A 20250-nucleotide genomic window follows, 5' to 3' on the forward strand; every position below is an offset into this window, starting at 1 on the left:
CAGCCTCAGCGGCTGTAGACGTTCATCGAGGGGAAGAAGAAGGCGATCTCGTTGGCGGCCGTCTCGGGCGCGTCGGAGCCGTGCACGGCGTTGGCGTCGATGCTGTCGGCGAAGTCGGCGCGGATGGTGCCGGGGGCAGCCTTCTTGGGGTCGGTGGCGCCCATCAGGTCGCGGTTCTTGGCGATGGCGCCTTCGCCTTCCAGGACCTGCACGAACACGGGGCCGGAGATCATGAAGTCGACCAGGTCCTTGAAGAAGGGACGCTCCTTGTGGACGCCGTAGAACTGCTCGGCTTCGGCGCGCGACAGGTGCACCAGCTTGGCAGCGGCGATCTTCAGGCCGGCGGCCTCGAAACGGGAGACGATCTTGCCGATCACGTTCTTGGCAACGGCGTCGGGCTTGACGATGGACAGGGTGCGTTCGATGGCCATGGGCTTTTTTCTCTGAGGTTGAATGGGAGGAAAGACGTTTGCCGCAGGTTCCCGCGCCGCCGCCTTGCGGAGGGCTGACAACCTCCAACCAGCATCGGCTCTGTCGGCAAAGCCCTCGATTTTATGCGCGGCAATGGGCGCCCCGCAGCATTCGAAGGTATTACTTCACCAGACCTGCGCGACAGGCTGGTGAAGAAAGCGAATTTTTCAGCGTCCGCGCTTGCGGCCGCCGAAGCCGCCACCCCCGCCGCCGCCGCCGGGACCGCCGCGCTTGGCATCCTTGCGCTGGCGGGTGAAGCTGTCGGCACCGATGTAGCCGAAAGAGGTCTTCATCGGATCGGGCTGGCTGGCGCCGGCGTTCTTGCCCGCGCCGCCACCGCCGCCCTTGCGGCCGCCGGGCCCCGGGCCCTGGGCGCCGGGCTTGCCGCCGCCCTTGCCGGCCCAGCCGCCGTCCTTGTTGCCGTAGGGCTGGCCGTTGCCGCGCGGGCCGCCGCTGCGCGGCGGGCCGGCACGCCGGCCGCCCGCGTTGCGGTTGTTGCCGCGCCCGCCCTGCTCCTCGCGGCGCGGACGGGGCATCTCGGCCCCCGCGGCCTGCGTCAGGGCGCGGATGTCGGATTCGTCCAGCTCCATCCAGGCGCCGCGCTTGAGGCCGCGCGGCAGCAGCATGGCGCCGTAGCGGATGCGGATCAGCCGGCTCACCGCATGGCCCACCGCCTCGAACAGGCGGCGCACCTCGCGGTTGCGGCCTTCGGAGATGGTGACGCGGTACCAGCAGTTGGAGCCTTCGCCGCCGCCGTCCTCGATGGTGCCGAACTGGGCCACGCCGTCGTCCAGGCGCACGCCGTCGAGCAGCTTCTGCTTTTCCTCGTTCGACAGGGCGCCGAGCACGCGCACGGCGTACTCGCGCTCCAGGCCGAAGCGCGGGTGCATCAGCTTGTTGGCCAGCTCGCCCGAGCTGGTGAAGAGCAGCAGGCCTTCGGTGTTCAGGTCCAGCCGGCCGACCGACTGCCACTTGCCCTGGCGCAGGCGCGGCAGCTTGCGGAACACGGTCGGGCGGTTCTGCGGATCGTCGTGCGTCACGACCTCGCCGACCGGCTTGTGGTAGGCGATCACCCGCGCCGGCGGCGGCGCGATGCGGTAGTGGATGGGCTTGCCGTTGACCTTGACCTGGTCGCCGTACTGGATGCGCTGGCCGACGTGGGCCGGCTCGTTGTTGACCGAGATGCGGCCTTCCAGGATCAGCCGCTCCATCTCCAGCCGGGAGCCCAGGCCGGCCTGGGCCAGCACCTTGTGCAGCTTGGGCGCATCGGCCTGCGGCAGCAGCACGCGCTTGGCCGCGGCGCCGGGGGCTTCTTCTTCCAGCGCGTCGTAGTCGCCGGAAACGACGTCGGCGAACTGCAGCGGCTCCGGCGCCGGACCGCGCGCCGGACGGCCTCCGGCGGCATCGGCCGAGTCGTCCTCGTCATCGTCGTATTCGTCGTCGTCCAGGCCGTCGTCGGCATCGGATTCGTCGTCGGACACCTGGACGGAGGGGCGTGCGGCGGCCGGGCGCTGGGACCGGGTCGGGGCCGCCGGCGCATCGGCGGGCGCCGTGTCGACGGGGGCGGGCGCCGCGTCCGGCGCGGCCGGGGCATCCTGTGCAGCCGCCACGTCGGCCGGATCGGCGCTCGCAACGGCCGACGCCTCGGCGGGGCCAGCCGACGCTTCGGCCTCGTCCGGCACGGGCGCTTCCGCCACGGTCTCACGCTGTCCGCGCGTGCGGCGCTTGCGCGCGGCGGGCGGCGCGTCCTGCCCGGCCTCGGGAGCCGGCGCGGCGCCGGGAGCCTGGGCGTCGGCGGCGGCGGGGGTGCCCGCGGGCAGGCCCTGTTCGGAATCGGGTTCAGTCATGGCGGGGTTCCGGGGAAGTGTTCGGGTCGGCCGGCGGCGCGTCGGGCGCCACAGGCTCGTCTGCGCCGGTGGGCGTGGGATCGGCGGCACCGGTGGGCGCCAGGTCGGCCGCCTCGGCAGGATCGGCCGCCGCCGTGGCCGCCAGTTCGGCGTCCGGCGTGGGCGGCGGGGTGGCGGGCACCTCGGCGGCAGCGCTGGCCTCCGCGGAGGCGGCCGGCGGCTCGATGGGCAGTGCCGGCTGGGCGGCCTCGGGCGGCAGGCCGCGCGCCGCCAGCGCCTGGGCGAAGTCGCCGGCCTGCTGCGGCGCCTCGATCACCGGCAGCTGGTCGAGCGAGGCCAGGCCCAGGTCGTCCAGGAACTGCCGGGTGGTGGCATAGAGGGCCGGGCGGCCGACGGTTTCGCGGTGGCCGATGACCTCGACCCAGCCGCGGTCCTCCAGCTGCTTGAGGATCAGCGAATTGATGGTGACGCCGCGGATGTCTTCCATGTCGCCGCGGGTGACCGGCTGGCGGTAGGCAATGATGGCCAGCGTCTCGAGCGCGGCGCGGGTGTAGCGCGGCGGCTTCTCGGGATGCAGCCGGTCGAGGAAGTCGCGCATCTCGGGCCGGCTCTGGAAGCGCCAGCCGCTGGCCACGCCCACCAGTTCCAGGCCGCGCTGGGCCCATTCGTCCTGCATCTGCGCCAGCAGCGACTTGAGCGTGTCCGCGCCCACCTCCTCGTCGAAGAGCACGCGCATGTCGCGCAGCGTCAGCGGCTGCGATGAGCACATCAGGGCGGTTTCGAGAATGCGCTTGGCATCCGCCGTGTTCATGGTGGCGAGGTTCCAGGCAAGGCGCGCGGCGCGCGCCGGATCAGGGAAGGACGGATCGAGAGAGAAAGAAGGTCGCCGACATCTGCGGCTTGGCGCCGGGACGGGTTGCCGTCCGCTTGGCGCGGGCAGCCTGCATGCAATGGAAGGGCCGCCGAAGGTCGCGCCGCGAGGCGCTCAGCGGCGATTGTAGTCCAGCCCCCAGGCGACAGCGGCGGCGGCGATGTCCTCGGGCAGTGCCGAACGCAGGTCCAGCGCCTGCCCAGTCATGGGATGCGCGAAGGCCAGGCGGAAGGCATGCAGCGCCTGCCGGTGCAGGCCGCCGGCGGGGGCGCCGCCGTAGGTCTCGTCCCCAACCAGCGGATGGCCGATCGACGCCATGTGCACCCGGATCTGGTGCGTGCGGCCGGTGTCCAGCGTGCAGCGCACGAGGCAGCCGCGCTCGGCATCGTCCAGCAGGTCGAAGCGGGTGCGCGCCGGCTTGCCCGGATGCTGCGCCAGGTCCACCACCGCCATGCGCAGGCGGTTGCGCGGGTCACGGCCGATGGCGCCTTCCACCACGCGGCCGGCCGGGCCGCTCCAGGCCCGGTGGCCGATGGCCAGGTACTGCCGCGACACCTCGCGCGCCGCGATCATGCGCACCAGCGCGTCCATGGCCTGGCGGCTGCGGGCCACCACCATCAGGCCGCTGGTGTCGCGGTCCAGCCGGTGGACGATGCCGGCGCGCGGCAGCGCCGCCGCCCGGGCGTCGCGCGCCAGCAGGCCGTTGAGCAGCGTGCCGCTCCAGTGGCCGGGCGCCGGATGCACCACCAGGCCGGCGGGCTTGTCGATGACGGCCAGGTGCTCGTCCTCGTGCACCACCCGCAGGTCCATGGCCTCGGGCCGGAAGGCCTGGCTCTGCGGCGTCGGCCGCAGCTCGATGCGGCCGCGCTGGCCGGCCTGCACGGCGGTGGACGGCTTGCGCACCGGCCGCCCCTGCAGTTCGACCGCGCCCTCCTCCACCAGCTGCTGCAGGTAGCTGCGCGAGAACTCGGGGATCAGTTGGGCCAGCGCCCTGTCCAGCCGCAGGCCGTGCAGCGCGGCGTCGACCGCGAACTCGCGCTGCTCGCACTCTTCCTGCAGTTCCGAGGGCTCGTCGGCCTCGGTCTCGGGCCCGGGCTGCGCCGAGGGGGGGGTCGATATAATCCCGGGGGTTTGACTCACGAAAGCTTGCCTGTGACGTATCGCACCGGATTATCGGCCGTCCCTTCGCTGGTCGCCCTTTGCGCTGCCGGGTTCCTGCTCGCGGGCTGCTCCACGACCAAGACCGATCCCACGGCCAACTGGAGCCCCAACAAGATCTATTCCGAGGCCAAGGAAGAGGCCGACGGCGGCTCCTTCGACAAGGCCATTCCGCTGTTCGAGAAGCTCGAAGGCCGCGCCGCCGGCACGCCGCTGGCGCAGCAGGCCCAGCTCGACAAGGCCTACGCGCAGTACCGCGCCGGCGACAAGGCCCAGGCCCTGGCCACGCTGGACCGCTTCATGAAGCTGCATCCGGCCAGCCCCGCCATCGACTACGCGCTCTACCTCAAGGGCACGGTCAACTTCAACGACGACCTGGGCATGTTCGCCTGGCTGACGCGCCAGGACCTGTCCGAGCGCGACCAGAAGGCCGCCAAGGAGTCCTTCGAGGCCTTCCGCGAGCTGGTGACGCGCTTCCCCGACTCGCGCTATGCCAACGACGCGCGCCAGCGCATGAACTACATCGTGAACTCGCTCGCGCAGTACGAGGTTCACGTCGCCCGCTACTACTACAAGCGCGGCGCCTACCTGGCCGCCATCAACCGCGCGCAGATCGCCCTGTCGGACTACCGCGAGGTGCCGGCGCTGGAAGAAGCGCTCTACATCATGGTGCTGTCGTACGACGCGCTCGGCATGAACGACCTGCGCGACGACGCCAAGCGCGTGCTGACCACCAACTATCCCCAGAGCCGCTACCTCGCCCAGGGCTTCAAGCCCAAGGACGATCCGTGGTGGAAGATGTGGTGAGCGGCCCCGCCGACACCCGCCAATGACAAGGCCGCCCTCGGGCGGCCTTTGTCTTTCTGGTGGCGCCGCGATACGCCCGCGGCGTCCAAACTGGCAGGCGGGGCCTGCCGCCCGGGCACTCAGGACTTCCCTTCGCCCGGCTTTACCGCGGTCGCCAGCTGCGAGCGCAACTCGCGCAGCTTGGCCTTCAGCCGGCGCTCGTTCACCAGGCCCACCCGCACCATCATCTTCTGGCCGGCCGACAGCGACTGCAGCCGCGCGTCGGCGTATTCGTAGCGCACCCAGGGCCGGTCGCCAGGGACTTCGCTCTTGACCTCGACGACGCGGATCTTCACCGCACCGGCCGGCTCCGGCGCTGCCAGCAGGTGGTCGATGACGGCCACCAGCCGGTCGTTGAAGTAGCGTCCCGGAAAGCCCAGTTCCTCATAGGCCTGCTGGAACAGCGGGTAGAGCCGCGCATAGGCATGGGCGACCTTGGCCGCGTCCAGCTGTTCGACCAGCAGCACGAAGGCCGTGTAGCGGCCCGCGTTGTCGGGCGCGATGGTGCGGTCGTCGCCCTCGCCCTGAAGCTGGAAGCGCCCCGGCATGGGCCGCACCGGCCAGCGCTGCACGGCGGCATGGTCGCGCGGCAGGTTGTCGACGGTGGCGACCACGCGGCGCACGAAGTCGTCCACCTGCAGGAACTGGTTCAGCGCCTTGTTGCCGATCAGGCCGGTGATGGCGTCCAGCACGACGCGGTCGGACTCGGCCAGGCCGGGCAGGTTCTTGTCGGGCTCCGCGATGGCGTCGACCTGGTTCTGCGGCGGCGGGGGCGTGGCCGGCGCGGCAGCGAGTGGCGGCGGCGCCTCCGGGGGGCTCGGCGTGCTGGCGACCGGTGCCGCGGCCGGCGGCGGGGCCTGGCGCTGCTGCCACCATTGCCAGCCGAACCAGCCGGCGGCGGCCAGCGCGATCACCAGCGCAATGACGAGGCCGACGGGACGTTCGGCGCGGGGACGGAAATCGGGTTCGGACATGCAAGGCTCTCCTGGACGGGGTGCGGCCTGCCGATTCTGGGCGGCTTCGGCGACGGCGCCGGCGCGGCCCGGTAAGCCGATGTGACAGCGCGGCCGGCGGCCACGGGATCGGGGCGCACGCCGCTGCGAATCGCCGCGGCGGCGGATGGTTCCCGTGCTTCCTCAGCGCGGGCCGAAGCCAGCCGCCAGCGCGCGCGTCAGTTCCCGCGCCGGCATCGGGCGGCAGCCGGCCGCGTTCTGGCCCGACCACAGGGGCGTGAAGTCGCCGCTGCCCTGCGCCTCGGCCTTGGCGCGCAGCGGCGCGATGGCGGACGTCGCCAGGGGAAAGGCGGGCGCATCCGGGCTCATCGCCCCCAGCTCACGCATCGCCCGGTTGACGATGCCGCGCGCCGGCCGGCCGGTGAAAAGGCGGGTGAGCGCCGTGTGGTGCGCTGCCTCGGACTGCAGCGCGGCGCGGTGCAGCGCACTGGTGGTGGCTTCGGGGCAGAGCATGTAGGCGGTGCCCACCTGCACGCCCGCCGCGCCCAGCGCCATGGCCGCCGACACGCCGCCTGCGTCGGCGATGCCGCCAGCGGCGATGACCGGCACCTCCAGCGCCGCCACCAGCTGCGGCAGCAGGGCGAACAGTCCGCTCTGGCGGCTCAGATCGTCGGACAGGAAATGCCCCCGGTGGCCGCCCGCCTCCAGGCCCTGGGCGATCACGGCGTCGGCGCCGCGCGCCTGCAGCCAGCGGCCCTCTTCCACCGTCGTCGCGCTGGCCAGGATGCGTCCGCCCCAGCGCTTGATGCGCGCGACCAGCTCGGGCGCCGGCAGGCCGAAGTGGAAGCTCAGCACCGGCGGGCGCAGCGGCTCGACCAGATCGCACAGCGCGGCGCTGAAGGGCTGGCGCCCCGGCCCGGCGGCGATGCCGGCCGGGTCGATGCCGAACTCGGCGTAGTACGGCGCCAGCCGCTCGCGCCAGCGCGCCTCGTGGGCGTCGTCGGGTTCGGGCGGCGTGTGGCAGAAGAAGTTGAGGTTGAAGGGCCGCCAGGTGCCGGTGCGGATGGCCGCGACTTCCCGCTGGATGGCGTCCGGCGCCAGCATGGCGCAGGGCAGCGAGCCGAGCGCGCCGGCCTGCGAGACGGCGATGGCCAGGGCGCTGCCCTGCACGCCCGCCATCGGGGCCTGGATCAGGGGCAGCTCGGTGCCGAGCAGGCGGGCGAGGTCGAAGGTGGGCATGGTCGTCTCCGGAAGCGGGATCGCGCCATTGTCGGCAAACGCGGCAGGCGCCGCGCGCCCGCGCCCAGGCCCTCAAACCAGCCTGAGGTCTAGCGGCGCCACGCCCGGAAACACGCTCGCCACCTGCGCTGCCGACAGCCCGTACATGCGCTGGAACAGCCCGCCGAGCAGCGCCCGGTACTCGTTCAGCACCGGCCAGTCGCGGTTCTGGAACAGGGTCTGCGCCGTCAGTGCCTGCTGCTTGCCGACGACGTGGCCGCCCGCCGACGCCGCCAGCCCGCCGCCCAGCACCCAGTAGACGGTGCCGTGCCCATGGTCCGTGCCCTTGTTGCCGTTCTCGCGGAAGGTGCGGCCGAATTCGCTGATGACGACCACCACAGTGTCGCGCCAGGCCTCCTCGCCCAGTTCCTCGGTGAAGCCCGCCAGGCCGCTGCCCAGTTCCTGCAGCCGGTTGGCCAGGTAGCCGCTGCTGCCGCCCTGGTTGACGTGCGTGTCCCAGCCGCCCACGTCCACGAAGCCCAGGTCGAAGCGCTCGCGCATCAGCCGCGCCATGCGCCGCGCCACCAGCTCGAAGCCCTTGGCGCTGATGGCGTTGCGGCTGGCCTGGTCCATCTCGGCCTGGATGCTGCGGCGCACCTCGTCCTGCAGCGCGAAGCCTTCGGCGACGCTGCCCTTGAGCGGGCTCTGGCCGTACATGGCGGCGATGTCGGCGGTCTGCCGCGCATCCATGCCGCGGCCGCCGGCATTGCCCAGCGCCATGTTGCCCACCCGGGCCGCACCGCGCATCGACAGCGGCAGCTGGTCGGTGAAGGCGATGGGCGCCACCTCGTGCAGCGGGCCGGCGCCCAGCACCTGCGCCAGCCGGTTGAGGAAGCCCGAGCCGTAGTCGCGTCGGCCGCTCAGCGCCTGACCCAGCTCGATGCCGTCCTGCGTCTCGAAATGGCTGCGCGTCAGGTCGTCGGTGCCGGCGAAGGGAATGAAGGCGGCCTGGCCCTTCTGGAACAGCGGCAGCAGCGTGGGCGCCAGCACCGGGTGCAGGCCCCAGTCGGCGTCGAGGGCAACGGCGCCGTTCGGCTGGCCGGGGCGCGGGATGGCGATGCTGGGGCGGCTCTGGTAGTAGAAGTCGCTGGCCGTGGGCACCAGCACGTTGCAGCAGTCGTAGGCGCCACGCAGAAAGACGACCAGCAGCCGCGTGCCCTCGGCCGCGGGCGCGGCGAGCAGGCGGCCGACCGGGGCGGCCAGCGACAGGGCGGCGCCGGCCTGCAGCAGGCGGCGGCGGGTGGGAGACGGAAGCGGATCGTGGTTCATCGGCAGCCTCATCGGTACATGCGCTCGGGCGAGGCGAGCAGGTAGGTGTTCCAGTCCTGGGGCGAGGCGGCCCGCGCCAGGGCCTGGCGGGTGGCCTCGCCCAGCGTGGGTTCGATCTCGCGCACCACGGGCGACTGGGCCATGGCCGGGAACGGCGGCTTCTCCAGCGGCGCGCGCGGCTCGCTGCGGAACAGCACGGCGCCGTTGGCGCCCACCGCCCGCGCGACGTCGAAACGCGCCGCCATCTGGCCGGCGCTGGCCCAGTCCTGCTGGCGCAGCGGGTAGCCGTCGGGCGTTTCGTGGGCATAGGGCGCCTGGCCCAGGCGGTTGACCCAGCCCAGCAGCGGGCCGGTGTCGACGACGACGCGGTCGCCATAGGCCAGGCGCACGGCGCCGACGGCGTACTGCAGCGGGTCGCGGAACTTGCGGCCCAGCGAGGCGGCGAATTCCGGCGAAGCCAGCAGCGTGCGCATCACGGCCGCGATGTCGCCATCGGTGCGCTGAAAGGTCTGTGCCATGCGCTCGACCAGCGCCGGCGACGGATCGTCGGCGACGAAGCAGACGGCCAGCTTGCGCGAAATGTGCCGCGCGGTGGCCGGCGCGCGGGCCAGGCGGTCCAGCGCCTCGTCCACCTCGGCCAAGCCCGCGGCCTGCAGGGGCTGGCCGAGCAGCGTCTTGGGGTTGCGGTCATGGCGCGCCGGGTTGAATTCGAATGCGCCGCGGCGCAGCCACTGCCCGGCCAGCGCGGGCGGCAGCCTGGGCGGCGGCGCGTCCGCCGCGCGCAGGTCCACGCCGACGCCGGTGAGCACGCGCGCCATCTCCTGCACGTCGGCCTGGGTGTAGCCGCCGTCCACGCCCAGCGTGTGCAGTTCCATCAACTCGCGCGCCAGGTTCTCGTTGATGCGGCCGGCGGCATTCTGCTGGTTGTCCAGGTACATCAGCATGGCCGGATGCAGTTCCACCGCGCCCAGCAGGTCGCGGAAGCGCCCCAGCGCATGCGGCCGGATGGCCCGGTCCTCGAAGTCGGCCAGCAGGGGCCGCACCGGGCCCTTGCGCACGCTGACGTAGAAATGGTTGGCCCAGAAGGCGCTCATCACCTCGCGCAAGGAATCGGGGCCATACAGGGCGCGCAGCAGGAAGCGCTGCTGCGCCTCGCGCCCGGCCTGGTTCATGGCTTTCTGGTAGGCCTGGCGCGCGGCCTGGCGGGCGTCGGGGTCGGTCAAGGCATCGGCGGCGCGGCGGTCGGCTTCCAGGCGGATGGCCAGGGCGCCACCGGGCTCGGCCGTGATGCTCATGGCGTCGACCTGCTGCTGCGCCGCGGCGGGCAGCGGCGCGGGCGGCACGGGGCGCAATTGCTGGTCGAGCCAGCGCGCCGCGCCGACGCGCTCCACCTGGGCGACGGTGGCGTCGTTCAGGCCCCAGCTCAGGCGGTCGATCCAGGCCAGGCGGGCGGCCGGCGCGGCGGGCACCGGCACGGAGGGCGCGACGGTGGCGCAGCCGGCCAGCAGGCCGGCGCCGCCCAGCCCGAGCAGCAGGGTGCGGCGACGGATCGATGAAGGCATCGGAAGTCCTCGGTGCGCGCAAGGCGCGGTCTGCCTTCGACGCGCCGGCCCGGCCCAGCGTTGACCCCGGACGGGTCACTGTTGTGTAAAGACACCATTCCGACGGGAGGCTGACCGCGCCTTCGCGTCCTACAGCGCCTGCCGTTGCGAGCCCACCCGGGGAATGCGGCAGCGCACCAATGCTTCATCGTGGAGCTGCCCGGCCTCCACCCGATCAACGTCCCCCTTCTTCCGACACCACCATGCGCCGCCTGTGGGAAATCGACGCCCTGCGCGGGCTGATGCTCGTGCTGATGACGGTCACGCACCTGCCCTCGCGGCTGACCGATCCGCTGGGGCAGCCCTTCGGCTGGGTGTCGGCGGCGGAAGGCTTCGTGCTGCTGTCGGCCTTCGTGTGCGGGCTGGTCTACGGCGGCATCGGGCACCAGAAGGGCGTGCCGGCGATGCGGCAGGCCTTCTGGCGCCGGGCCGTCACGGTGTACCTGTGCCAAGCCGCCCTGCTGCTCTTCCTGTTCTTCGTGATCGCGGGCCTGGGCCTGCGGGCCGACCAGCCGGCGGTGCACGAGCGGGTGCGCTACTTCATGGCCTATCCGCACCAGGCTTTCGTGTGGGCGCTGGCGCTGGTGCACGAGCCGGCCCTGCTGGACATCCTGCCGATGTACATCCTGTTCATGCTGGCCAGCCCCTGGGTCATGGCCTACGGCATGCGCCACGGCTGGCAGCGGCCGCTGACGGTGAGTGCGGGCCTGTGGCTGCTGGCGCAGTTCGGCTTCACCAACTGGCTGTATCGCGGTGTGCAGGCGCTGTTGGGCGTGCCGGTGCCCCTCGACGAGACGGGTGCCTTCGATTCGCTGGCCTGGCAGTTCCTGTGGTTTGCCGGCCTCTGGCTGGGCTGCAGCCGCCACGATGCCGAGCCGCCCCGGCTGGTGTTCTCGCCCGCGGTGGTGCGCATCGCGGTGGCCATCGCGATCATCGGCATCGTGTGGCGGCATTTCGGCCCGACCGGCCAGGCGCCCTTCGGCGGCCACGACGCGCTCAACCAATGGTTCGACAAATGGCGGCTGGCACCGCTGCGCCTGCTGAACCTGGTGGCCCTGTGCATCGTGGCGCTGCGCTTCGGGCCCACCTGGCTCGCGCACCTGCCGCGGCCGAAGGTGCTGGAGACGCTGGGCAGCTCGTCGCTGTCGGTCTTCTGCGCCCACCTGGTCGCCGTGTTCCTGGTGCTGGTGATCTGGGGCGGCGATTTCCACGCCCGCCCGTGGTGGGGCGACGCGCTGATGCTCGCCGCCGTGTTCGCCGGTCTCTATGCCGTGGCGGTGGGCGTGGTGCGCTGGGAGGCGCGGGTCAAGCCGCCACCACGGAAGAAGGTTGTGCGCCCGCGATCTGCCTGAGGGCCCGCTCGAACACCTCCGGCGGCTGGCCGCCCGAGATGAGGTGCTGGCGATTGATGACGATGGCCGGCACCGAGCGGATGCCGGCATCGGTGAACATGCGCTCGGCGGCCCGCACCTCGGCGGCGAATTCGTCGCTCGCCAGGATGGCGCGGGCGCGCTCGGCATCCAGGCCGGCCTCGGCCGCCAGGCGCACCAGCAATTCATGGTCGGCGGGGCTCAGACCGTCGAGGAAGTAGGCCTTGAACAGCGCCTTCTTCAGTGCCAGCTGCTGCGCCTCGCCTTCCTGCTCGGCCCAGTGCAGCAGGCGGTGGGCGTCGAAGGTGTTCCACACCCGCTTGCGCTTGTCCAGGTCGAAGGGAAAGCCGACGGCCTGGCCCCGCTCGCGCAGCACCTCGCCGTTGGCGCGCACCTGCGCCTCGTCGATGCCGTACTTGCGCATCAGGTGGTCGATGGAATCCTCGCCCTCGGCCGCCATGTCGGGGTTGAGTTCGAAGGGCTGGAAATGCAGCGCCACCTGGACGTCGGGCGCGACGCGCTGCATGGCGGTCTGCAGCGAGGCCAGGCCGACAGCGCACCAGGGGCAGGAGACGTCGGAGACGAAATCGATACGCAGGGTGTTCATGGCGCCCATTCTCCGGCGGCCCCGTGACACCTGCGGCGAGAAGGCTTTTGGCGGTGGCGCTGCCGCTCAGCCGCGCCGCAGCCGCGGCAGCCAGCGGTAGGCGATGGCGACCAGCAGCAACCCGGCCAGCACCATCGGCAGCACCATCGGCCAGGCGCCGGCCGAATAGTGCGCGTCCACGAACAGCGCCGCCGTCTGCCCGGCGCAGAAGGCCGCCAGCATCATGACGAAGCCCGACCACGACACCGCCCGCCCCGCCAGCTTGGGCAGGTCGCCCACCGCGCCTGCCTGACCGCAGGGCTGGTGGATGCCGTGACCCATCACGTACACCGCATGGCCGGCCAGCAGCGGCAGCGGCGAATGCGGCATCAGCAGGCAGCCCAGCGCCTGGATGCTGGCGCCCGTGAGGCTGAGCACGGCACCGATCTGCACCGTCCGCACCGGCCCCACCCGCGCCAGCAGGCGCCGGCACAGCACGGTGCTGCTGATGTAGACCACCGAGCCGCCGGCCGGGATCCAGCCGTACATCACCGGCGACATGCCTAGGTAGCCGATGTAGACCATGGGCGACAGCAGCAGAAAGCAGAACAGCCCGCCGTAGGTGCAGGCCGCCAGCGAGGCCCAGGCGCGGAAGGGCCGGTTGGCCCACACCTCGCGCGCGCTGCCGCGCGGCGCGGCGGCGTTCAGGGCGCCCGGGGCGATGGGCCGGTGCGTCTCCGCGAAGGAATGCCAGCACATGGCCAGCAGCACCAGCGCATAGGCGGCCATGCCCACCAGCACCCAGCGCCAGCCCAGCGCCTGCACGCCCCAGGCGCCCAGCAGCGGCGACACCAGCGCCACCATGCCCAGGCCGGTGAGCCCGCGCGCCATGACCTGCGGCCCCTGGTGGGCCGGGTACAGGTCGCGCACCGCCGCGCGGGCGCACACCAGGATGGCCGCCATGGCGAAGCCCTGCACCGCCCGGCCGGCCGCCAGCAGCAGCACGCTGCCCGCCAGCGCGCAGCCCAGCGCCGCCACCGCATAGCAGGCCAGGCCGCCCAGCAGCACCGGCCGGCGGCCGAAGCGGTCGGCCAGCGGCCCGCACAGCAGCTGCGCGATGCCGAAGGCCAGGATGAACACCGTCAGGCTGCTGCTGGCCGAGCCCAGGTCGCGCGCGATCTCGGGCAGGGCCGGCAGGTAGCTGTCGGTGGCCACCGGCTGGGCCGCGAGCAGCAGCGGCAGCAGCAGGGCGAAGGCGAGGCCGCGGCGCGGCGGGGAGGATTCGTGGGTCACGAGATGCGGAAAAAGGGACGAGGGGCGCAGGCCGGGCGGTCGGCACTCATGGCGCGCGGCGCTCCGCCACGGTGGCGCGCCAGGCGCACAGGCTGCCGACCACGGCCAGCGCCGTCGCGGCCCAGAACATGGGCTTGTAGCCCAGCTGCTGCGCCATGGCGCCGCCGGCCAGCATGCCCAGCACGCCGCCGAAGCCGTAGCCGATGACCGTGAACAGCGCCTGCCCGCGGCCGCGCAGGCGGCCGGGAAAATGCTCGGTCACCACCGCGATGCAGGTCGTGTGGTGGGCCGCGAAGCTCAGCGCATGCAGCAGCTGGCCCGCCACCAGCGCCCAGGCCCACTGGCCGAGGCCGGCCGTCAAGCCCATGCGCAGCACCGCCGCGGCGCCACACAGCAGCAGCCACTGCGGCATGCGAAGGCGCCGCACCAGCCGGCCCTGCAGGCCGAACCAGGCCACCTCGGCCGCCACCGACAGCGCCCACAGCGCGCCGATGGTCGCCTTGTCGTAGCCCAGCGAATCGAGGTAGAGCGACAGGAAGCCGTAGATGGCGAAATGCGCCGTGATGTGGAAGAACAGCGCCGCGAAGAACCAGCGCACGACGGGCCGGCGCAGCACCGGCCCCACCGGCTCGTGCACCGCACCGCGCGCGGCCACCGGCTCGCGGTGGTCCGGCAGCTTGAGGGTGGCGAAAAGCACCAGCCCCAGCGTCACCAGCGCCCAGCCGGGAAAGTGGCCCATGCCGAAACGGTCGAACCAGGCGCCGGCCAGGAACACCGTGAGCAGGAAGCCGGCCGAGCCGCACAGCCGGATGCGGCCGTAGCGGCCCCAGTCGCCCGCCACCAGGTGGGCGAGCGCCGCCTCGGTGAGCGACATCATGGAGCTGGTGTGGGTGAACATGACCAGCAGCACCAGCCCGATCCACCACGGCCCGCCGTTCCACCACAGGCCCAGCGAGCCGGCCAGCGCCACCGCGGCGCTGATGCGCAGCAGCTTGACGCGTTCGCCCGTGCGGTCCGACAGCGTGCCCCAGGCGTACGGCGCGAACACGCGCGTGAAGGACTGCACCGAGGTCAGCAGGCTGATCGTGAAGATCGGCATGCCCAGGCTCTGCAGCCACAGCGGCAGGTAGGGATTGAAGAAGCCGATGTGCGCGAAATAGCTGGCCGACAGCCCCGCGAAGGCGAGCAGCGGACGCCGGGAGCCGGCGGCGGGGTCGGCGGCCGGGCCGGCCACTACAGGAAGGAGGCCTGCAGCCCCTCCGGCCGTTCGGACGCCGCACGCCCCGGCGCCACCGGGAAGGCCGCACCGGGCTCGCCGCACTGCGCGCGCTGGCGCAGGGCGTGTTCCATCACCACCAGGGCCAGCATGGCCTCGGCGATGGGCGTGGCGCGGATGCCGACGCAGGGGTCGTGGCGGCCCTTGGTGACCACCTCCACCGGCCGGCCGTCCACGTCCACCGAACTGCGCGGCGTGGTGATCGAGCTGGTGGGCTTGATGGCGATGGCCACTTCCAGGTCCTGCCCGGTGCTGATGCCGCCGAGCACGCCGCCGGCGTTGTTGCTGGCGAAGCCGTCGGGCCGCATGCCGTCGCCGTGCGTGCTGCCGCGCTGGGCCACGCTGGCGAAGCCGGCGCCGATCTCCACGCCCTTGACGGCATTGATGCCCATCATGGCGTAGGCGATGTCGGCATCGAGCTTGTCGAACAGCGGCTGGCCCAGGCCCGCCGGCATGCCGGTGGCCACCACGCGCAGCCGGGCGCCGCAGGAATCCTGCGCCTTGCGCAGGGCGTCCATGTAGGCCTCCAGCGCCGACACGTCGGCCACGGGCGCGAAGAAGGGGTTGTTGGGCACGTGGTCCCAGCTCTCGAAGCCGATGGCCTGCTCGCCGATGTGGGTCATGCAGCCGCGGAACTCGGTGCCGTACTGCGCCCGCAGCCACTTCTTGGCCACGGCGCCCGCGGCCACCATGGGCGCCGTGAGGCGCGCCGACGAGCGGCCGCCGCCGCGCGGATCGCGGATGCCGTACTTCTTGTGGTACGTGAAATCGGCATGGCCGGGACGGAACTGGCGGGCGATCTCGCCGTAGTCCTTGCTGCGCTGGTCGGTGTTCTGGATCAGCAGCGCGATGGGCGTGCCGGTGGTCCTGCCCTCGTACACGCCGGAGAGGATCTGCACCGCATCGGGCTCGTTGCGCTGCGTGACGTGGCGGCTGGTGCCGGGGCGGCGGCGATCCAGGTCGGGCTGGATGTCGGCCTCGCTCAGGTTCATGCCGGGCGGGCAGCCGTCGATGACGCAGCCGATCGCGGGGCCATGGGATTCGCCGAAGTTGGTCACCGCGAACAGGGTGCCGAAGGTGTTGCCGCTCATAGGGGCGCGATTATCCCGTCATCCACTGCCCGCCGCCGGGCCGCCGTCCGACCCGTGTCCGCAGGCGCCGTGCGGCATTCCTGGACTTTCCGGCTTTCCTGAACGTCCGGCACGCACAATCGCCCGATGCCGCACAGCCGATCCGCCGCCGCCGACCAGCGCCCCCAACTGCCCGAGCTGCACCGCCAGTTCGTCGACCACTTCGGCGAGATGGGCAGCCGCTGGGGCATCAACCGCACGGTCGGGCAGATCTATGCCCTGCTCTTCCTGTCGCAGCGGCCGCTCAACGCGGAGGAGATCAGTGAGACGCTGGCCTTCTCGCGCTCCAACGTGAGCATGGGTTTGAAAGAGCTGCAGGCCTGGCGGCTGGTGCAGCTGCGCCACCTGCCCGGCGACCGGCGCGAGTATTTCGAGACGCCCGGCGAGGTGTGGGACATCTTCCGCGTGCTGGCGGAGGAGCGGCGCCGGCGCGAGATCGAGCCGACGCTGTCGATGCTGCGCAACGCCCTGCTGCAGGAGCCCGCCACGGAAGAGGAGCGCCACGCCCAGCAGCGCATGCGCGAGATGCACGAACTGATCGACCGCCTGGTGCGCTGGTTCGACGACGTGCAGCGCCTGTCACCGGACACGGCGATGCGGCTGATGGGCATGGGCGCGGCGGTCACGCGCGTGCTGGACCTCAAGGACCGGCTGACCGGCGGCGGACGCGGGCGCAAGGACGGCGAGGCCGGCTGACGGCGCTGCCGCACGCACCAACGGCAAGGGCCGCATCGCTGCGGCCCTTCTTCATTCGAGCGAAGCGCGCACCTGTGGGTGCGCGGCGCCGGGTCAGTCCTTGCCCTTGAGCGCGTTCTTGGCCTTGGTGGCCGAGCTTTCCGAGCGGTTCTTGTGGTAGCTCGACTTCACGTTGTTGACCGCCTTGCCGACCGGGCCGCTCTTCTTGGCCTCGCTCTCGGCACGCTTCTGGTCGATCTTGTGCTCGGCGGCATCGGTGGCTTCGGACGCCGCCTTGCCCAGTTGCGCATGGCTGGTACCGGCGAAGGCGATGAAGGACAGGGCGGTGAAGAGGCCGAGGAAGCTTTGACGCATGGGGATCTCCGACTGTGTGTGTGAACGATGGAACAAGCGTGCGCCGATGGGCGGCGATGCGGCTGTCGGCCATCGCGCCATCGTCGTGCGCGAAGGCGTAGTGCCCTCGCGCAGGGGCGCGCGCTCCCGCGCCCCGGTCCTGCCGAGGCTCAGCGCACCACCGCCGTCCAGGCCTGCACCAGCGCATCCTGGCTGGCGGGCGGCAGCACGCCCAGGCGCACCCAGCCGGGCAGGCCGAAGCTGCCGCAGTCGCGCAGCTTGATGCCTTGCGCGCGCAGCCGCCCCAGCAGCGGCGCCAGCGCGGGCACATCGGGCCGGGCGCAGAAGAAATTCGCCACGCCGGGCGCGATCTGCCAGCCCAGCGATTCGCACAGGGCGGCCTGCCGCTGCTTCCACGTCCGCAGTTGCGGCAGGCTCTGCGTGGCCAGCCAGTGCTGGACCGCGGGCGAGGTCCAGGCTGCCAGCATGGCCTCGGCATGCGCGCCCAGCGGCCAGGAGGGGGCCAGGGCCTGCAGGTCCTGCAGCAGCACGGCCGGCGCATCCACGGGCGCGATGGCGTAGGCGCCGCGCACGCCCGTCAGGCCCAGAGCCTTGTTGGGCGTCCACAGCTGCCAGACACGGTCACGGGCCGGCGGCGGCAGTGCGCTGCCGCCTTCCAGCCGCAACGGCGCATAGGCGCAATCCAGCACAGCGGGCGTCTCCGGCGGCAGCAAGGCGAGCCAGCGCGCCAGGCCGGGCGCGGCCGCGCCGTGCGGCGACGAGGGCTCGCAGGCCCAGGCGAGGATGGGCGGCCGCGCATCCGGTTCGCCGTCGGCCGGCCCGTCCTGCAGGGCCGGGCGCCCAACCCCGACGAGGCCCGCGTCATCGCCCAGCGCAGGCACGACGCGCACCGGCAGCCCCTGGGCCTCTGCCGCCCGCCGGTAGTCGCCGTAAGCCGCGGGTGGCAGCTGCACCGGGCCGTCGCCGCGGCGGCGCAGTGCCACGGCAGCGGTGATGCGCACGATGAACTCGCTGGCGCTGGCCGCCACCTGCACGCGTTCGGGGGCGACGCCGTGGAAGTCGGCCAGCCGACGGCGCAGCGCCGTCGATGCGGGATCGGGGTAGCGCGTGGGGTCGGCGCTGCGAATGGCGTCCAGCAAGGGCGCGCAGGGGCCGCAGGCGTTGGCGTTGGTCGAGAAATCATGGGCGGGCGTGCCGAAGGCATCGGGGCCACCATGGACGGCCGCCGTCATGCCCACCACGCCATGCCCCCCAGCGCCAGCGTGGCGACGACGGCACCGCCGGCCACCGCACGGCCGGCCAGCGCCAGCGCCCGGGCCGTGTCGGCGGCCTGCGGCGCACGGCCCGCGGCATGCAGCACATACACGCCCGGCTTGCGCAGGCGCACGCCCAGCAGCAGCGCCATCGCGCCCATGGGCCAGCCGCCGTTGGGCGACGGCGTGCACCGGGCCTCGCGTGCCAGGCCCCGGGGCCATCGCCACGCAGCCAGCGCGAGCAGCACGGCCGTGATGCGCGCCGGCAGCCAGGACAGCACGTCGTCCGCCCGCGCCGCCCATTTGCCGGCCCAGGTCCAGTCGCGGCCGCCGCGCTCGCCGCGGTAGCCCCACATGGCATCGGCGGTGTTGGCGAACCGGTAGAGCGCCGCACCCGGGAGCCCGGCGACGGCGAACCAGAACAGCGGCGCCACCACCGAGTCGTTGAGGTTCTCGGCCAGCGACTCGATGGCGCTCTCGCGCACCGCGCCGGCGTCCAGCGCCGTGACGTCGCGGCTCACCAGCCGGGCGAGGCGCTCGCGGCCTTCGGGCAGGGAACGCGCCAGGGCCGCTTCCACGGCCGCCACCTCGTCGCGCAGCAGGCGCCAGGCCAGCAGCGGCTTGAGGCACAGCGCCAGCAGCGGCACCGCCAGCAGCGGCGGCAGGGCCGCGGCCCCGCGCTGCACCGCCCCGCCCAGCGCCGCCACGGCGAGCGCGCCCACCAGCCAGGCCAGCGCGCCCGCCACGAAGGGCCCGGCGCGGCGGGCATCGCCCGGCACCGGCGCGATGCGCCGCCCCACCCCGCCGAGCCAGGCGCCCATGCCCACCACGGGATGCAGCCGCACCGGCGGCTCGCCCAGCCAGCGGTCGATGGCGAGCGCCAGCCACAGGGCCGCGGCGAGCACCGTGCCTTCGGTCATCGCCGGCTAGTCTTCGATGCCGCGCTGCGCCGGAATGCCGGCGTCGAAGGCATGCTTGACCTTGCGCATCTCGGTCACCGTGTCGGCGATGTCGATCAGCTCCTGCGGACAGCGGCGGCCGGTGAGCACCACGCTCACGGTGGGCGGGCGATGCATCAGCGCGTCCATGACCGGCTCCAGCGGCAGCCAGCCGTAGATGAGCGGATAGGTGATCTCGTCCAGCACCACCAGGAAGTGCTCACCCGAGGCGATGGCCGCCGCCGCGCGGGCCCAGCCGTCGCGCGCGAGCTGGGCCGAGCGCTCCAGGTCCTGGCTCTTCCAGCTGAAGCCGTCGCCCAGGCCCTCGATGGGAATGCCCAGCTGCTCGAACACGCGGTGCTCGCCGAAGCGGGCGCTCGGCACCTTCATGAACTGGAACACCCGCACCGACTTGCCGCGGCCATGGGCGCGCACGGCCAGGCCGAAGGCGGCGGTGCTCTTGCCCTTGCCGTCGCCGGTGTTGACGATCAGCAGCCCGCGGCGCTCGCCTTCGGGTTTGTCGTAGGGCTTGGACTGGGGCGGGGTTTCGGTCTGCATGGTCGGTCCTCGGGAATGCGGGTCGGGTTCGTCGGCGCCCGTCAGCGGTGCAGGGCCACCCACTGGTCGGCCACGCGGTGGATGCGGATGCGGTGGCCGAAGACGGCCTCCACGGCCGCATGGGTGGCGGCATCGCCGCAGCCGCCATGGTGGAGCACGCGGCCGCCGGCCATCACCACCAGATCGTCGGCGGCCAGGGCGGCATGCAGCTCGTGCAGCACCGTGACGACGGTGCGGCCGGCCTCGGCCTGGGCGCGGGCCAGCGCCAGGCAGTCGGCCTGGTGCGGCGGGTCGAGATTGGCGAGCGGCTCGTCCATCAGCAGCACGCCGGCCTGCACCGCCAGGGCGCGGGCCAGCAGCACGCGCTGGCGCTCGCCGCCGGACAGCTGCGCGAGCGGGCGCGAACGCCAGTCCCAGGCCTGCGTCTGGCGCAGCGCGGCCTCGACGGCGGCATGGTCGGCGGCCGAGGGCGCGGCCAGCCAGCGCTGGTGCGGCAGGCGGC

20 protein-coding genes are annotated in these 20250 nt (G+C 72.8%); 3 read left to right on the forward strand and 17 right to left on the reverse strand.

The window, feature by feature from the left end; genetic code table 11:
- Positions 1-5: 5 nt before the first annotated feature.
- From ndk to NS331_RS07030, 4 genes are all read right to left on the reverse strand, one after another.
- Positions 6-431: a nucleoside-diphosphate kinase gene (gene ndk, locus NS331_RS07015; RefSeq protein WP_058641287.1), complete on the reverse strand. Its 426-nt coding sequence runs from the start codon at positions 429-431 to the stop codon at positions 6-8.
- Positions 432-638: 207 nt separating this feature from the next.
- A complete protein-coding gene (locus NS331_RS07020; protein WP_058641288.1) occupies positions 639-2318 on the reverse strand; it encodes a pseudouridine synthase in 1680 nt (559 codons plus the stop codon).
- Positions 2311-3129 (reverse strand): SMC-Scp complex subunit ScpB, encoded by an 819-nt coding sequence (scpB, locus tag NS331_RS07025; protein ID WP_058641289.1) that lies wholly within the window; start codon positions 3127-3129, stop codon positions 2311-2313. The genes NS331_RS07020 and scpB overlap by 8 nt, the downstream gene beginning before the upstream one ends.
- 174 nt (positions 3130-3303) lie before the next feature.
- Positions 3304-4329: an RluA family pseudouridine synthase gene (locus NS331_RS07030; RefSeq protein ID WP_440589368.1), complete on the reverse strand. Its 1026-nt coding sequence runs from the start codon at positions 4327-4329 to the stop codon at positions 3304-3306.
- Positions 4330-4341: 12 nt separating this feature from the next.
- Between NS331_RS07030 and NS331_RS07035 the strand changes: the two genes are divergently transcribed.
- Positions 4342-5154, forward strand: a complete 813-nt coding sequence (locus NS331_RS07035) for an outer membrane protein assembly factor BamD (RefSeq protein WP_058641290.1) — start codon at positions 4342-4344, stop codon at positions 5152-5154.
- Between the two features lie 119 nt (positions 5155-5273).
- Here NS331_RS07035 and NS331_RS07040 read toward each other — a convergent pair whose 3' ends face one another.
- From NS331_RS07040 to NS331_RS07055, 4 genes are all read right to left on the reverse strand, one after another.
- Positions 5274-6167 (reverse strand): DUF3014 domain-containing protein, encoded by an 894-nt coding sequence (locus tag NS331_RS07040; RefSeq protein WP_058641291.1) that lies wholly within the window; start codon positions 6165-6167, stop codon positions 5274-5276.
- Positions 6168-6329: 162 nt separating this feature from the next.
- Positions 6330-7385 (reverse strand): NAD(P)H-dependent flavin oxidoreductase, encoded by a 1056-nt coding sequence (locus tag NS331_RS07045; RefSeq protein ID WP_058641292.1) that lies wholly within the window; start codon positions 7383-7385, stop codon positions 6330-6332.
- Positions 7386-7457: 72 nt separating this feature from the next.
- Positions 7458-8693 carry a DUF1501 domain-containing protein gene (locus NS331_RS07050; protein ID WP_058641293.1) on the reverse strand — a complete coding sequence of 412 codons (1236 nt, stop codon included), beginning with the start codon at positions 8691-8693 and terminating at the stop codon, positions 7458-7460.
- Positions 8694-8701: 8 nt separating this feature from the next.
- Positions 8702-10255 (reverse strand): DUF1800 domain-containing protein, encoded by a 1554-nt coding sequence (locus NS331_RS07055; RefSeq protein ID WP_058641294.1) that lies wholly within the window; start codon positions 10253-10255, stop codon positions 8702-8704.
- Positions 10256-10497: 242 nt separating this feature from the next.
- On the opposite strand from NS331_RS07055, the gene opgC reads away from it, so the two are divergent.
- Positions 10498-11646, forward strand: coding sequence for an OpgC domain-containing protein (gene opgC / locus NS331_RS07060; RefSeq protein WP_082702315.1), 1149 nt, complete (start codon positions 10498-10500; stop codon positions 11644-11646).
- Here opgC and NS331_RS07065 read toward each other — a convergent pair.
- The 4 genes from NS331_RS07065 to aroC all read right to left on the reverse strand — a co-directional run bounded on the left by NS331_RS07065 (position 11600) and on the right by aroC (position 15910).
- Positions 11600-12271 carry a DsbA family oxidoreductase gene (locus NS331_RS07065; protein WP_082702316.1) on the reverse strand — a complete coding sequence of 224 codons (672 nt, stop codon included), beginning with the start codon at positions 12269-12271 and terminating at the stop codon, positions 11600-11602. The genes opgC and NS331_RS07065 overlap by 47 nt on opposite strands.
- A 66-nt stretch (positions 12272-12337) precedes the next feature.
- Positions 12338-13543, reverse strand: a complete 1206-nt coding sequence (locus NS331_RS07070) for a multidrug effflux MFS transporter (protein WP_058641297.1) — start codon at positions 13541-13543, stop codon at positions 12338-12340.
- Positions 13544-13589: 46 nt separating this feature from the next.
- Positions 13590-14777, reverse strand: coding sequence for an MFS transporter (locus NS331_RS07075; protein WP_058641298.1), 1188 nt, complete (start codon positions 14775-14777; stop codon positions 13590-13592).
- Positions 14777-15910 (reverse strand): chorismate synthase, encoded by a 1134-nt coding sequence (gene aroC, locus NS331_RS07080; protein ID WP_058641299.1) that lies wholly within the window; start codon positions 15908-15910, stop codon positions 14777-14779. The genes NS331_RS07075 and aroC overlap by 1 nt, the downstream gene beginning before the upstream one ends.
- A gap of 126 nt (positions 15911-16036) precedes the next feature.
- Between aroC and NS331_RS07085 the strand changes: the two genes are divergently transcribed.
- Positions 16037-16645 carry a GbsR/MarR family transcriptional regulator gene (locus tag NS331_RS07085; RefSeq protein WP_058641300.1) on the forward strand — a complete coding sequence of 203 codons (609 nt, stop codon included), beginning with the start codon at positions 16037-16039 and terminating at the stop codon, positions 16643-16645.
- Positions 16646-16738: 93 nt separating this feature from the next.
- On the opposite strand, the gene NS331_RS07090 is transcribed toward NS331_RS07085, so the two are convergent.
- The 5 genes from NS331_RS07090 to NS331_RS07110 all read right to left on the reverse strand — a co-directional run.
- Positions 16739-16999, reverse strand: coding sequence for a hypothetical protein (locus NS331_RS07090; protein ID WP_058641301.1), 261 nt, complete (start codon positions 16997-16999; stop codon positions 16739-16741).
- A gap of 149 nt (positions 17000-17148) precedes the next feature.
- Positions 17149-18231: an aminotransferase class I/II-fold pyridoxal phosphate-dependent enzyme gene (locus NS331_RS07095; protein ID WP_058641302.1), complete on the reverse strand. Its 1083-nt coding sequence runs from the start codon at positions 18229-18231 to the stop codon at positions 17149-17151.
- The gene (gene cbiB / locus NS331_RS07100) at positions 18228-19172 is read right to left on the reverse strand and encodes an adenosylcobinamide-phosphate synthase CbiB (protein ID WP_058641303.1); all 945 of its coding nucleotides are present in this window, start codon (positions 19170-19172) and stop codon (positions 18228-18230) included. The genes NS331_RS07095 and cbiB overlap by 4 nt, the downstream gene beginning before the upstream one ends.
- A gap of 6 nt (positions 19173-19178) precedes the next feature.
- Positions 19179-19748 carry a cob(I)yrinic acid a,c-diamide adenosyltransferase gene (cobO, locus tag NS331_RS07105; protein WP_058641304.1) on the reverse strand — a complete coding sequence of 190 codons (570 nt, stop codon included), beginning with the start codon at positions 19746-19748 and terminating at the stop codon, positions 19179-19181.
- Between the two features lie 41 nt (positions 19749-19789).
- Positions 19790-20250: ATP-binding cassette domain-containing protein (locus NS331_RS07110; protein WP_153012767.1), on the reverse strand; the 461-nt coding region annotated here is incomplete at its 5' end.

The organism is Pseudacidovorax intermedius, assembly GCF_001476815.1.
Taxonomy (GTDB): domain Bacteria; phylum Pseudomonadota; class Gammaproteobacteria; order Burkholderiales; family Burkholderiaceae_C; genus Xenophilus; species Xenophilus intermedius_A.